The organism is Comamonas sp. CAH-2, assembly GCF_009668305.1.
Taxonomy (GTDB): domain Bacteria; phylum Pseudomonadota; class Gammaproteobacteria; order Burkholderiales; family Burkholderiaceae_C; genus Comamonas; species Comamonas aquatica.
This window is the reverse complement of record NZ_VSWF01000040.1, coordinates 1-13,704: the sequence shown is the minus strand read 5'-3', so window position 1 is coordinate 13,704 and position 13,704 is coordinate 1. Positions and strand designations below refer to the sequence as shown.

Annotated in this window: 14 protein-coding genes; 9 read left to right on the top strand and 5 right to left on the bottom strand. The window is 66.1% G+C overall.

What is annotated here, in order from left to right; translation table 11 throughout:
* Window positions 1-11: 11 nt before the first annotated feature.
* The 3 genes from folP to FYM52_RS16210 all read right to left on the bottom strand — a co-directional run bounded on the left by folP (window position 12) and on the right by FYM52_RS16210 (window position 3,680).
* Window positions 12-848 (bottom strand): dihydropteroate synthase, encoded by an 837-nt coding sequence (folP, locus tag FYM52_RS16220; RefSeq protein ID WP_154164862.1) that lies wholly within the window; start codon window positions 846-848, stop codon window positions 12-14.
* A gap of 81 nt (window positions 849-929) precedes the next feature.
* Window positions 930-2,855: an ATP-dependent zinc metalloprotease FtsH gene (gene ftsH / locus FYM52_RS16215; protein ID WP_043387167.1), complete on the bottom strand. Its 1,926-nt coding sequence runs from the start codon at window positions 2,853-2,855 to the stop codon at window positions 930-932.
* Window positions 2,856-3,026: 171 nt separating this feature from the next.
* A complete protein-coding gene (locus FYM52_RS16210) occupies window positions 3,027-3,680 on the bottom strand; it encodes an RlmE family RNA methyltransferase (RefSeq protein WP_154164861.1) in 654 nt (217 codons plus the stop codon).
* Between the two features lie 32 nt (window positions 3,681-3,712).
* Here FYM52_RS16210 and FYM52_RS16205 point away from each other — a divergent pair, with 32 nt between their 5' ends.
* The 8 genes from FYM52_RS16205 to FYM52_RS16170 all read left to right on the top strand — a co-directional run bounded on the left by FYM52_RS16205 (window position 3,713) and on the right by FYM52_RS16170 (window position 10,378).
* Complete coding sequence (locus FYM52_RS16205; protein ID WP_043387171.1) at window positions 3,713-4,180, top strand: YhbY family RNA-binding protein; 468 nt, start codon at window positions 3,713-3,715, stop codon at window positions 4,178-4,180.
* Between the two features lie 18 nt (window positions 4,181-4,198).
* Window positions 4,199-4,948 (top strand): glycosyltransferase, encoded by a 750-nt coding sequence (locus tag FYM52_RS16200; RefSeq protein ID WP_154164860.1) that lies wholly within the window; start codon window positions 4,199-4,201, stop codon window positions 4,946-4,948.
* Window positions 4,949-5,027: 79 nt separating this feature from the next.
* Window positions 5,028-5,270: a VF530 family DNA-binding protein gene (locus FYM52_RS16195; protein ID WP_042415719.1), complete on the top strand. Its 243-nt coding sequence runs from the start codon at window positions 5,028-5,030 to the stop codon at window positions 5,268-5,270.
* 536 nt (window positions 5,271-5,806) lie between these two features.
* Window positions 5,807-6,739: a GGDEF domain-containing protein gene (locus FYM52_RS16190; protein WP_238826246.1), complete on the top strand. Its 933-nt coding sequence runs from the start codon at window positions 5,807-5,809 to the stop codon at window positions 6,737-6,739.
* A 5-nt stretch (window positions 6,740-6,744) separates the two neighbouring features.
* Complete coding sequence (locus FYM52_RS16185) at window positions 6,745-7,044, top strand: putative quinol monooxygenase (RefSeq protein ID WP_154164858.1); 300 nt, start codon at window positions 6,745-6,747, stop codon at window positions 7,042-7,044.
* Window positions 7,045-7,110: 66 nt separating this feature from the next.
* Window positions 7,111-7,521: a DUF2946 family protein gene (locus tag FYM52_RS16180; RefSeq protein ID WP_154164857.1), complete on the top strand. Its 411-nt coding sequence runs from the start codon at window positions 7,111-7,113 to the stop codon at window positions 7,519-7,521.
* Between the two features lie 202 nt (window positions 7,522-7,723).
* Window positions 7,724-9,784: a TonB-dependent copper receptor gene (locus tag FYM52_RS16175; protein WP_154164856.1), complete on the top strand. Its 2,061-nt coding sequence runs from the start codon at window positions 7,724-7,726 to the stop codon at window positions 9,782-9,784.
* Window positions 9,785-9,898: 114 nt separating this feature from the next.
* Window positions 9,899-10,378: a VOC family protein gene (locus tag FYM52_RS16170; protein ID WP_154164855.1), complete on the top strand. Its 480-nt coding sequence runs from the start codon at window positions 9,899-9,901 to the stop codon at window positions 10,376-10,378.
* A gap of 39 nt (window positions 10,379-10,417) precedes the next feature.
* Here FYM52_RS16170 and fghA read toward each other — a convergent pair whose 3' ends face one another.
* A complete protein-coding gene (gene fghA / locus FYM52_RS16165) occupies window positions 10,418-11,281 on the bottom strand; it encodes an S-formylglutathione hydrolase (protein ID WP_154164854.1) in 864 nt (287 codons plus the stop codon).
* Window positions 11,282-11,571: 290 nt separating this feature from the next.
* Between fghA and FYM52_RS16160 the strand changes: the two genes are divergently transcribed.
* Entirely contained in the window at window positions 11,572-12,078 is a 507-nt protein-coding gene (locus FYM52_RS16160; RefSeq protein ID WP_042415714.1) for a hypothetical protein, read from the top strand.
* Window positions 12,079-12,115: 37 nt separating this feature from the next.
* Here FYM52_RS16160 and FYM52_RS16155 read toward each other — a convergent pair whose 3' ends face one another.
* Complete coding sequence (locus FYM52_RS16155; RefSeq protein WP_154164853.1) at window positions 12,116-13,402, bottom strand: DEAD/DEAH box helicase; 1,287 nt, start codon at window positions 13,400-13,402, stop codon at window positions 12,116-12,118.
* Window positions 13,403-13,704 lie beyond the last annotated feature (302 nt).

The window sequence follows — 13,704 nt, the reverse complement described above, 5'->3', positions numbered from 1 at the left end:
TGTCCTTGGTTTTATGCGGAGGTGGCGGGTGGTTGCATGGCTTGCCAGACGGACAAGGCGGCCCGGGTGTCCGCCACATCGTGGACCCGGACCACCCGTGCACCGCGCTCGACGGCCAGCAGCGCCGCAGCGACGCTGGGAACCATGCGTTGCTCGATCGGAAGGCCACTGACTGTGCCCAGGGAGCCCTTGCGCGACCAACCTGCCAAAAGCGGGAAGTCTAGTTCCAGCAGCTCGTGCTGGCGCGCAAGCAGTGCAAAATTTTGTGCCACGCTCTTGCCAAAGCCAATCCCGTAGTCCCAGACGATGCGGTTGCGCTGCACCCCACGCTGCAGCAGCGACTGGGTTTCGTGCAGCAGGAAATCACGCACCTGCGGCACCGGGTCACCGGACATGTGGTCCAGGTGCATGTTCTGGGGCGTCTGGTGCATGTGCATCAGGCAGACCCCACAGCTGGGGTGGCGGGCCACCACGTCCTGGGCGCCGGGTTGCCGCAGGCCCCAGATGTCGTTGACGATGTCCGCCCCAGCGTCCAGCACGGCCTGCATCACGGCGGGCTTGTAGGTGTCCACGGAAATCGGAACGCCGAGCTTGACGGCTTCATGCACCACGGGCAGGACGCGGCGCATCTCCTCATCCTGCGGCACGGCCGGGGAGCCCGGGCGTGTCGATTCGCCGCCGATGTCCAGGATGTCGGCGCCGTCGCGAATCAGCTTTTCCGCGTGGCGCACGGCCGCCAGATCCCGGTGTCGGCCCCCGTCGGAAAAGGAGTCCGGGGTGTTGTTGACAATGCCCATGATCAGCGGGCGTTGCAGGTCCAGTAGAAAGCGTGAGGTTTGCCAATACATGGGCAGGCTCCCAAAGAATCGCGCCAGGAGGCGGCCAAAAGAAAACGGGGCGCTAAGGCCCCGTTGCTGTGCTGTGTCCGCTTAAGCCGCAGTCGGTGATGGGTCGGCGTCCACAGCGGGTGTGCCGCCCCCGGACGAATTGCCATCATCGCTGGACTTGGGCGTGCGGGGGACCCAGTCCTTGGGAGGACGGGGATCCTTGCCTGCAAAAATGTCATCCAGCTGTTCGGTGTCGATGGTTTCCCATTCGAGCATGGCCTTGGCCATGGCGTGCATCTTGTCGCTGTTCTCTTCGATCAGCTTGCGCGCCAGGTTGTACTGCTCGTCAATGATGCGGCGCACTTCATCGTCCACCTTCTGCATGGTGGCTTCCGAAAGGTTGGCACCCTTGCTGAAGCTGCGGCCCAGGAAGGGCTCGCCATCCTGTTCGGAATAGACCATGGTGCCCAGGGCGTCGCTCATGCCGTAGCGCGTCACCATGTCGCGCGCGATCTGGGTCGCACGCTCGAAGTCGTTCGAGGCGCCGGTGGTCATCTGGTTCATGAACACCTCTTCCGCGATGCGGCCCCCAAACAGCATGGCGATCTGGTTCAGCATGTACTCCTTGTCGTAGGAGTAGCGGTCCTTCTCGGGCAGGCTCATGGTCACGCCCAGTGCACGGCCGCGCGGGATGATGGTGACCTTGTGCACAGGATCGCATTTGGGCAGCAGGCGGCCGATCAGGGCGTGGCCGGCTTCGTGGTAGGCCGTGTTGCGGCGCTCTTCCTCGGGCATGACCATGGACTTGCGCTCGGGGCCCATGATGATCTTGTCCTTGGCCTTCTCGAAGTCCTGCATCTCCACGGTGCGGGCGTTGCGGCGCGCAGCCATCAGGGCGGCTTCGTTGCACAGGTTGGCCAGATCGGCGCCGGACATGCCAGGCGTGCCGCGGGCAATCACGGACGGATTCACGTCCTGGCCCACGGGGATCTTGCGCATGTGCACGTTCAGGATCTGTTCGCGGCCACGGATATCGGGCAGCGTCACATACACCTGACGGTCGAAGCGGCCGGGGCGCAGCAGGGCGGCATCCAGGATGTCGGGACGGTTGGTGGCCGCCACGACAATCACGCCGAGGTTGGTTTCAAAACCATCCATCTCGACCAGCATCTGGTTCAGCGTCTGCTCGCGTTCGTCATTGCCGCCGCCCATGCCGGCGCCACGCTGGCGGCCCACGGCATCGATTTCGTCGATGAAGATGATGCAGGGGGCATTCTTCTTGGCGTTCTCGAACATGTCGCGCACACGGGCCGCGCCCACGCCGACGAACATTTCCACGAAGTCGGAGCCGGAAATCGAGAAGAAGGGCACCTTGGCCTCGCCGGCAATCGACTTGGCCAGCAAGGTCTTGCCGGTACCGGGCGGGCCGACGAGCAGCAGGCCACGGGGGATGCGGCCACCCAGCTTCTGGAATTTGTTGGGGTCCTTCAGGAAGTCGACGACTTCCTTGACTTCTTCCTTGGCTTCATCGCAGCCGGCCACGTCGGCAAAGGTGACGGTGTTGTTGTTCTCGTCCAGCATGCGCGCCTTGGACTTGCCGAAGCTGAACGCACCGCCCTTGCCGCCGCCCTGCATCTGGCGCATGAAGTACACCCACACGCCAATCAGCAGCAGCATGGGGCCCCAGCTGATCAGCAGGCTCATCAGTAGCGAGCCTTCTTCGCGGGGTTTGACGTCGAACTTGACATCGTTGGCAATCAGGTCACCGACCAGACCGCGGTCCAGGTAGGTGGCCGTCGTGCGAATGCGACGATCGTCGGTGGTCAAGGCAACGATCTCGGTACCGCCCTGACCTTCCTGAATGGTTGCACTCTTGATGCGGTTGTTGCGCACCTCAGAGAGGAATTCCGAATAGCCGATGTGGTTTGCACCAGTGCTGCTGCGGTTATCAAATTGCTTGAAAACCGTAAACAACACCATGGCAATGACCAGCCAGACGGCAATTTTTGAAAACCACTGATTGTTCAAGCGGGGCTCCAAGGAAAAAAGGAGAAATACAGTCACACATGGACGCTATGCATCCATATGCGACCCATTTTAGGTCTTTCAAGCGGCAGGGCCGAACCCTTATTCCCGCCAAGGCAATAGGAAACTGGGGTTTTCCGCTGTGCGTTGGGTCAACCCCGGTGTTCCCGGTTTTTATTTCAGGCCCATGCCGATCAGGAAAGTCTCGGACGATTTGTCGCGCGAGGACTTGGGCTTGAGGGTCTTGACGACCTTGAAATGCTCACGGAACAGCTTGACCAGATCGTCGTAGCCCGGGCCGTGGAAGACCTTGGCCACCAGGGCGCCTTCGGGGCGCAGGTGGTGGCTGGCAAAGTCCACGGCCAGCTCGATCAGGTGCTCCACCCGGGCACCATCGGTGGTGCTGTTGCCCGACAGGTTGGGGGCCATGTCGGAGACCACCACGTCGACAGGGCGACCCTGGACGACGGTTTCCAGCTGGGTGAGTACGGACTCTTCACGGAAGTCCCCCTGGATGTAGTGCACGCCCTCGATGGGATCCATGGGCAGCAGGTCCAGCGAGATGATGGTGCCGTTCAGCGTGCCGGCGGCGGCCCCGGTGGGCGACATCTTGCGCCGCACATACTGGCTCCAGGCGCCGGGCGTGCAGCCCAGGTCCACCACGATCTGCCCAGGGCGGATCAGTTTGAAGGTTTCGTCGATTTCCTTGAGTTTGTAGGCCGCACGGGCGCGGTAGCCGTCCTTTTGGGCGGCTTGCACATAAGGGTCGTTCAGGTGGGCATTCAGCCAATTCTTGTTGACCTTCTTGCTTTTCGTTTTGGTATTCATCGCAAATTTCTTCCAGCCTCGATAATACGGGCATGCCCCAAATTGAATTAACTCCCGCGGAGCGCCGGGAACACCGCGCCAACGCCCACCATCTGGACCCCGTGGTCATGATCGGTGGTGACGGCTTGACACCCGCCGTCCAGAAGGAAGTTGACGCCGCCCTGAATGCCCATGGCCTGATCAAGGTGCGTGTGTTCGGCGACGACCGTGCCGCGCGCGAACAGGTCTACCTGCAACTGTGCGACGAACTCAACGCCGCTCCCATCCAACACATCGGCAAGCTGCTGGTCCTGTGGCGCCCCATTCCCGACAAGGAAAAGGCGCTGGACGAAGACCGCAAGGCCGGCCCCCGCGACATCAAGTTGCTGAAGTTCGGCCGTGCCGGCAGCAAGCCCGAGGTAAAGCAGATCCGCGTGCTGGGCAACCAGCGCCTGACCCAGGGTGGTCTCGTCAAGCGTGCCAAGAAGGCAGGCCCCAAGTCGACCAAAAAAGGCCACTAAGCCTTGCCGCGCACCAGCATGAGCACAACCACCTCCACCGCGCCACAGCGCCATATCCTGTGCATGAAGTGGGGCACCAAATACGGGCCGGAATATGTGAACCGCCTGTACGCCATGGTGCGCCGTCATCTCAGTGGTGATTTTCGCTTTGTCTGCCTGACCGACAACGCTGAAGGGATTCGTTCCGAGGTCGAATGCCTGCCCATTCCCTCGCTGGACCTGCCCCCGGGCATCCCCGAGCGCGGCTGGACCAAGCTGACCACGTTCACCAAAGACCTGCACGGCCTGCGCGGAACGGCGCTGTTCCTGGATGTGGACGTGGTCATCACTGGTCCTTTGGATGACTTCTTCACCTACCCCGGTGAGTTCCTCATCATCCACGACCACAAGCGCCCGTGGCGCATCACGGGCAACTCGTCCGTGTACCGCTTCGAGCTGGGGGCGCATGCCGACGTGCTGGAGTATTTCCGCGGCCACTTCGAGGACATCCGCAAGCAGTTCCGCAACGAGCAGGCCTACTTGTCGGATGCGATCCACAAGCAGGGCAAGCTCAAGTACTGGCCGGCCGAGTGGTGCCCGAGCTTCAAGTACCACTGCATCCCGACCTGGCCGACCAACTTCTGGAAGCCCACGTTCGTGCCTCCGAATGCGCGCATCGTGATCTTCCATGGCGAATGCAACCCGCCCGATGCCCTGGCGGGCCGCCGCAACCGGCGCTTCCGCTACATCCAGCCCGCCACCTGGGTGGCGGAGCATTGGCACGAGTGATGCCTTGCCCGCCATGCGCGAGCAAGCCCCTCCTGGCCCACGGCCGGAGGGGCTTTTTTAACGATTCCATGATCTGGTGATGACCTCCCAAGAACAACCGCGCAACCCCCTGCATGGCCTGACGCTGGAGCGCATGCTCACCGACCTGGTCGACCACTACGGCTGGGCCGAGCTGGGTGCGCGCATTCCCGTGCGCTGCTTCAACCTGGACCCTAGCATCCCGTCCAGCCTGCGCTTTCTGCGCAAGACCCCTTGGGCGCGCGAGAAGGTGGAGCAGCTGTACCTGTACACCTTGCGGCAACACCAGCGTGCCCAGCGCTGACCGTGAATCACCCCGCACCCGGTGGTGATGGTGCACCGACGAGCGGGAGACGGGCGTGCCACAACGCGGGCAAGGGCCTGCTGGTATTGACCCCGGCAACAGCCACGGTGCTGGATGTTGGCGCCGTCACAGCGCGAACCCCACCCAGCCCGGGCGTGGTCTCCGATTAGGTGTCCAGGGCGGTTCGTCTGCCTGAGGGGCTGTGGCAGGCTTTTGCCAAGAGATATATCAAAAAATTGGCGGATAGTGCTTATCCAGTCTGCGCAAGCTGCTATGTATTTTTTCAGCTGAAATGGATGGTCAGCCTCAACCATCTGCCTGCCTGCCTGCCTGCCTGCCTGCCTGGCGGGTGGCGCCGCTGGATGCACTGGGTTATAGGCTGGACTGTGTGGCGCCGGGAACACCGTGCCTGTGCCCGACATCCAGGCGCAACCCGCAGGGTGTCAGTGCCCACCTCCGTAGTTTCCAGGGCGGTGGCGGCCCTTTCGCGGCGAATGAATCTGAGAGAATTTGCTGTCCCTGCTCTGGCACTTGTCATGACCGATACCACTTTCTTCACGGCCAGCCAGTACGAAGCCATCTGCGCCAGTCTGCCCGACCCCACCTTCATCCTGACGGAGACGGGGCGCTACGCGGCCATCCTGGGCGGCAAGGACAAGCGCTACTACCACGACGGCAGCTCCCTGGTCGGCAAGTACATCGCCGATGTGCTGGTGGCGTCCAAGACCGACTGGTTCTTGCAGCAGATCCGGGACACGCTGTCCCGCCAGCAAATGCTGGTGGTCGAGTACGAACTGAGCGCGCACGATGTGCTGGGCCTGCCCACCGACGGACCGGTGGATGCCATCTGGTTCGAAGGCCGGATCACTGCTCTGGACCAGCCTTACTGCGGCGAGCGCGCCGTCGTCTGGGTGGCCAGCAACATCACCGCCAGCAAGCGGCTGCAGCAGCAGTTGCAGCAGCAGGCCATGAACGACGAGCTGACGGGGCTGCACAATCGCCGACGCTTCATGCAGGTGCTGGAAGAGGCCTACGCCGCCTTCCAGCGGCAGGCCACGCCCACCTGGTTGGTGAGTTTTGATGTGGACCACTTCAAGGCCATCAACGACGATTTGGGCCACCCGGCGGGCGACCAGGCGCTGCGCGATCTGGCCGGCATGGTGCAACAGGCCGCAGCGGCCGAGGACCTGGTGTGCCGCCTGGGTGGGGATGAGTTCGCCCTGCTGTGCCCCGTGTGCAGCCTGGCGGAGGTCACCGCGCTGGCGCAGCGTTTGCTGCACGGTGGGCGCCAGGTGCTGCAGCCCTATGCCACGCGGGAGCCTGCCCCCACGCTGAGCATCGGGATCGCCCATTTCCTGGCCCAGGACCGCAGCACCGAAGACATCCTGCGCCGTGCCGACCAGGCCCTGTACCTTTCCAAGACCCAGGGGGGGCACCAGATGAGCACCACCGGTTGCGCCCAGGAGTGAACACCATGCTGCTGATCGTCGGTACCGTCTCTCTGCCCGCTGAGAACCTCGTGCACGCGCGCCCCGCCATGCGGGCGATGGTCGAGGCCTCGCGCGCCGAAATCGGCTGTCTGGCCTACCACTACGCCGAGGATGTGCTGGTGCACGGACTGATCCATGTCAAAGAACTGTGGACGGACCAGGCGGCCCTGGATGCCCATTTCGCCTCGGCCCACCTGCAGGCCTGGCGGGCCAGTTGGCCCGCGCTGGGCCTGGGCAACCGGGATTTGCAGGTGTACGAAGTCGGCGCGCCGCGCGCCACCTAGGCCTGTTTGCAGCCCCTGCGTGCCCGTTCAGAGGGCGGTTTGTGCACGTTACACTGCGCAACATCTATGTTGCAGCGCATCCGTCAACACAAAACTTTCGCCGCGGTGGTCATCGCGGTGTTTGCTTTGCTGTTGCTGGCGGCCGCGCTGTCCGGCGCACGGGTGCGTGCGGCATCGCCCGCCGACCTGGTGGGCGCCGATGTCTGCACCACCAGCCAGATGCTGGCCGTGGGCCATGAAGACCACGCGGTGCCCGCCCCCTGGGACACGGTGGCGGCCGATAGCTCGCACGGTGCGCACACACCCGATTGCGTGCTGTGTATTGCACTGGCGCCGCCGGTGCTGTGGATGGCCGATGTGCACCGTCCACCCGTACCGTCCTTCCACCTGAAGTGGCGCAGCCTGCCCGCCCAGCTGGCCCTGCTGGAGGTGGCCGCCCCCCCGCCAGCACGCGGCCCGCCCCAGCGCTTCGTGTGATGGCGTGCGGGCAGGCCTGACGGCCTGCCACCTCGCACGTCCTGCATCTTCCCCGCACCAGTCCTGGCCACCGCGCACTGCGCCGTGGCGGGCTGTGCCTTTGATGATTGGCTGGTGTGCCTGTCCTGCGGGGCGGCGCACCAGCCTGGCCGCTCGCGCCGTCCCGCTCGGGACCGGGGCGCAGTGGGCCGAGGATTTTTCTATGCATATTTCCACGAAGACCGCAGGCTCTGCCGCGGCAACCCGCCGTCCTTCCTCCTTGTTCCAGGCCCAGGCCGCCCGTACGGCGGTGGCCCTGGCCGTGCTCAGCCTGGGTGGCTGGCAGTCGACCGCCTGGGCGCAAACGCCCGAGGCCGCCTTGCAGGAGGTGGTGGTGACCGCCGTGCACGACCACGCCCCGGTGCAGGTTGTTGCCGACCCCAAGCAGCCACGCCAGCCCGTGCCGGCCAGCGATGCGGCCGATTACCTCAAGAGCATTCCCGGCTTCTCGGCGATCCGCAGCGGCGGCTCCAACAGCGACCCGGTGTTCCGCGGCCAGTTCGGCTCGCGCCTGCCGCTGCTGACCAACGGCACGACGCTGCTGGGCGCCTGCCCGGGGCGCATGGATGCGCCCAGCTCCTACATCTCCCCCGAAACCTACGATGCGCTGACCGTGATCAAGGGGCCGCAGACCGTGGCCTGGGGCCCGGGGGCGTCTGCGGGCGTGGTGCGCTTCGACCGCGAAAAGCCCCAGCTGGGCGAGCCGGGCATCGAGTTTTCGGCCAGCCTCCTGGCGGGTACGGCGGCACGCAGCGACCAGAACGTGGACTTTCTGGCCGGCAATGACCAGTTCTATGTGCGCCTGACGGCCAACCACTCGCAGAGCAAGGACTACCGCGACGGCAACGGCCGCGTGGTGCCCGCGCACTGGGACAAGTGGAATGCCGATGTCGCCCTGGGCTGGACGCCCGATGCCGACACCTGGCTGGAGCTGACCGCCGGTGCCGGCGACGGCGAGGCCCGCTATGGTGGCCGTGGCATGGACGGCACGCAGTTCCAGCGCGAAAGCGCCGGGCTGCGCTTCGAGAAAACCAATCTCTCGCCCGTGCTGCGCAAGCTGGAGGCGCAGATTTACTCCAACCGTGCCGACCATGTGATGGACAACTTCAGCCTGCGCAGCTTTGCGCCAGGCGGTGGCATGGCCATGCCCATGGCCAGCAATGTGCGGCGCACGACCACAGGGCTGCGCACCGCAGCCACTTGGCAGTGGAGCCCGGCGACCACGCTGCTGACCGGGGTGGATGCCCTGCGCAGCCCGCACGACAAGCGCATGGGCTCGCAGATGGTGCCCTACACCACCAAGCCCTGGGTGCGGGATGCCAAGTTCAGCAACCTGGGGCTGTTTGCCGAGCTGACGCAGCAGCTGGATGCCGACCACAAGCTGCTGACCGGCCTGCGCCTGGACCGTGCCCAGGCCTGGCGCTATCCTGGCGTGCAGGGCGACAGCAACCACCGCGAGCGCCAGGCGCTGCCCAGCGGTTTTGTGCGCTGGGAGCGCGCATCGCCGGATGGCTCCACCGTGTACGCCGGCCTGGGCCATGTCCAGCGCTTTCCGGATTACTGGGAGCTGATCTCGCCGGGCAACAGCACGACCGCCTTCCAGCGCCTGCAACCCGAAAAGACGACGCAGATCGACGTGGGCGCGAGCTGGAAACGCCAGGACTGGCAGGCCTGGACCTCGGCCTATGTGGGCCAGGTGCAGGACTACATCCTGTTTGACTACCAGGGGGGCATGTCCTCCTCGGTGCGCAACGTCCAGGCGCGCATCGCCGGCTGGGAGGCCGGTGCCAGCTACCGCCTGAATGCGGCGCTGACGGCCCAGGGCACGCTGGCCTATGCCTGGGCGCAGAACACCACGGACGACCGTCCGCTGCCCCAGACCCCGCCGCTGGAAGCCAAGCTGGGCCTGGATTACCAGCAGGGCGCCTGGAATGCCGGGGCCCTGTGGCGCCTGGTGGCGGCCCAGCACCGCCATGCCACGGGCCAGGGCAATGTCGTAGGCAAGGACTTCGGGCCCAGCGCGGGCTTTGGCGTGTTCTCGGTGCATGCCGGCTACAAGGTGGACCGCAGGCTCAAGCTCACCGCCGGCATCGACAACCTGTTCGACCGCGCCTACGCCGAGCACCTGAACCTGGCGGGCAATGCCGGCTTCGGTCTTCCGGCCGGTGTGCGCATCCACGAACCCGGCCGCACGCTGTGGCTGCGTGCCGATCTGCGCTATTGAGGCACCGTGCGGCTGCCCGCCGGTGACGGCGGGTGGCCGCTGTGGCACGGCCTTGCCTGCGGAGGATGCCGGGCGCCAGAATGGCCGCTGGCGCTGCTGCACAGGAGGTTCGCCATGGCATCCCCGATCACCGTGTGTCTCTGGTTCGATGGCGCTGCCCTGGAGGCGGCCGAGTTCTATGCCCAGACCTTTGCCAACAGCGCCGTGCAGGCCGTGCACCGTGCGCCCGCGGACTATCCGGCGGGCCGGCAGGGCGATGTGCTGACCGTGGAATTCACCGTGCTGGGCCTGCCCTGCCTGGGGTTGAACGGTGGGCCGGCCTTCCCGCACAGCGAGGCCTTTTCCTTCCAGGTGGTAACCGAGAACCAGGCCGAAACCGACCGCCTGTGGCAGGCGGTGGTTGGCCACGGCGGGCAGGCCAGTGCCTGCGGCTGGTGCAAGGACCGCTGGGGCGTCTCCTGGCAGATCACGCCGCGCGTGCTGCTGCAGGCGATCGCCCACCCGGATGCCGCTGCAGCCCGGCGTGCCTTCATCGCCATGATGGGCATGGGCAAGATCGACATTGCCGCCATCGAGGCCGCGCTGCGTGGCTGAGCGCCATCGGGGACATCCGCCGCATGGCGCGGCGCAGGCTCAGGCGCCCAGCTGTGCCGCGTGGTGGCGCAGGTGGTCGTCGATGAAGCTCTGGATGAAGTAGTAGCCGTGGTCGTAGCCGGCCTGGCGGCGCAGCGTCAGGGGCTGGCCGACCTGGGCGCAGGCGGCTTCCAGCGCTTCGGGCAGCAGTTGCTGCTCGTGCAGGAATTTGTCGGCCAGGCCCTGGTCGACCAGAATGCCGGCCGGGTAGGGCGCCTTGCCCTGCGCCGCCATCAGGCGGCTGGCGTCGTGCTGGGCCCAGACGGCCTGGTTGTCGCCCAGGTAGCCGCTGAAAGCCTTCTGGCCCCAGGGGCAGTTCATGGGGTTGGCGATGGGCGCGAAGGCCGACAGGCTCATGAACACGCCGGGGTGGCGCAGGGCCAGGGTCAGCGCGCCATGGCCGCCCATGCTGTGGCCGAAGATGCCCAGGCGCTGCGTGTCGATGGGCAGGTAGCGGCCCAGCAGCGGCAGCAGTTCCTCGATCAGGTAGCTTTCCATGCGCCAGTGCTGCTCCCACGGCGCCTGCTGGGCGTTCAGGTAAAAGCCGGCGCCCACGCCGAAGTCCCAGGCCTCGGCCTCGCCCGGCACGTTGGCGCCACGTGGGCTGGTGTCGGGGGCGATCAGGGCCAGGCCCAGTTCGGCCGCCAGGCGCTGCGCACCGGCCTTGGTCATGAAGGTTTCCTCGGTGCAGGTCAGGCCCGCCAGGTACAGCAGGGCGGGCACTTTCTCGCCCATCACCGCCTTGGGGGGTAGGTAGACCGAGAACTTCATGGGCAGCCCGATCTCGCGCGCCTCGTGCTTGTAAAAGCGCTGGGCGCCGCCAAAGCAGGCGTGGGCGGTGAGCAGTTCGAAAGGCGTGGACATGGATACTCCTGAAAGAAGAGCTGTTGGCGCTCGTATTGCAAGCACTTTAGAGGTTTTTATGACCGAAGTGCACGCTGAATGAGCGCATCCAGCTCTTGTTTTTGATGTGGTGCAGCGGGCCAGCGCAGGCCGGCCAGGGGCTGTGGCGCAGTGTAGGGGCCCACGCTTGTCCCCATGGGGGCGGGGTGCTTGCCGGGCCGGGACTGCCGGCACCTGCCTGCACCGTCCTACGCGGGGTGGGGCGTGGCGATGGAAAGATGCGCCTTTGGCATTTTGCAGGGGGCAGGCCCATGAAACTGGTTCATTCGCTGTTTGTCGGGGTGCATGTGCTGATGGCGCTGCTGTTCGCCCTGGTGTCGCTGGCCCTGCTGTGGATGGCCGTGAGCAAGGGCTGGGACACGCTGGTGCTGGGCCTGGACGACGGCGCCACCTTGCACCTGGTGGAGGCCCTGGGCACCCTGGCGGCGGCCGTGGTGGCGCTGCAGATTGCGCAGACCGTGGTCGAGGAGGAGGTGGTGCGCGATGCCAGCATTGCCGGGCCCACGCGGGTGCGGCGTTTCCTGTCGCGGTTTCTGGTGGTGATTGTGGTGGCCCTGGCCATCGAGGGCCTGATTGCCACCTTCAAGGCCCAGGAAGATCCGGCCACCCTGCGCTATGCCGCGCTGCACATCGCCAGCGTGGGCGTGCTGCTGCTGGGCTGGGGGCTGTTCGTGCACCTGAACCGCTCGGCCGAGGAGCTGGAGCCCGAGGCCCTGCATGCGGCCAAAAGCGAGGATGCTGCGGTGGATGGCACCTGACGGGGCCGTTTCAGCACCCAGCCCCTGATGCCTGGCCTCAGGCCTTGCCGGTGCCCGGCGTGTTGGCGGCGGCGGCCGCGGCGCGCAGCTTGTCTTTCTTGCTCATGCGCTTGCCCTTGACGCCGCCACGGTCGCCGTCTTCGTGCGCGGCGCGCTCGGGCACGGTTTCGGTGACGGGGTGGTCCGGCAGGGTTTCCAGCTCCAGCTGCAGCTGGTTGCGCTTGGCAATCAGCTTCCAGTGCGCGGCGGTGGCGGGGGACACCAGGCTGATGGCCGTGCCCGACAGGCCGGCGCGGCCGGTGCGGCCGATACGGTGGGTGTAGTCGTCGGCCGAGCGCGGCAGGTCGTAGTTGATGACCACGGGCAGGGCATCAATGTGGATGCCGCGCGCCGCCAGGTCGGTGGTCACCAGCACCTGCCACTGGTTGGCCTTGAACTCCTGCAGCACGCGCTGGCGCGCGCCCTGGCTCAGCTCGCCATGCAGGGCGGTGGCAAAGATCTTCTTGGCATACAGCTTGTTGGCCACATGCTCGGCGCTGTAGCGGCTGGCCACGAACACCAGCATGCGCTGGCCGGGGTGCTGGGCGATCAGCGCGCGCAGCACATTGGTGCGTTGGGCGGCGTCCACATACAGGGCGCGCTGGGCGATGGTGGCGTCCTGCTGGTGGGTGTTTTCCACTTCCACGCTGGCGTGGCCGGGGCGCAGCAGTTGCGCCACCAGGTCTTGCACGGCGGGGCCGAAGGTGGCCGACAGCAGCAGGGTCTGGCGTTGGCCCTTGGCGGGCAGCAGGGCCAGCACCTGTTCCAGTTCCTCGGCAAAGCCCAGGTCCATCAGGCGGTCGGCCTCGTCCATCACCAGGGTCTGCAGGCTGTGCAGCTTGAGCTGGCTGTGCGCCACCACGTCCAGCAGGCGCCCGGGGGTGGCGATCACCCAGTCCACACCCCCGCGCAGCGCCATCAGCTGCGGGTTGATGGAGACGCCACCGGTCAGCACCGCCACCTTGGGGCGCTGCCCCAGGGCTTCGCCCAGGTGGTAGACCAGCTCGGCCACCTGGGTGGCCAGCTCGCGCGTGGGCACCAGCACCAGGGCCTGCGTGGTGCGCGGCCCGGAGCGCTGGCCGGCATCGCCCAGCATCCAGGCCTGCAGCAGCGGCAGCACATAGGCCGCCGTCTTGCCCGAGCCCGTGGGCGCGCAGACGCGCAGGTCCTGGCCATCCAGCACGGCGGGGATGGACTGGGACTGCACCGGCGTGGGCGCGATCAGGCCTTGGGAGGCGGCGGCATGGGCCAGCGACGGGGCAAGGCCAAGGGCGGTGAAGGGCATGGGCGAAGGGCCAAAAAGCAGCAAAGGCGGTGATTGTCGGGCTTTAGCGGCAGGCCAGGCCTGGCGCAAGCAGAAGCCGCAGCAAATGACATGGCATAGCCCGCCGGCCGCCGGTCTTTGCACAATGCCTGCATCCCTGACAACAAGGAGCGCGCGGGTGAATGCTTGGGAATTGAAGGTGCCACCGGTGGCCCTGGTGCTGGTGTGTGGCCTGCTGATGGGGGGCATGGCCGCGGTGTGGCCGGCGGCCACGCTGTGGGTCGCGCCCTGGTGGTGGGGGGCGCTGCCCATCGCGCTGGGGG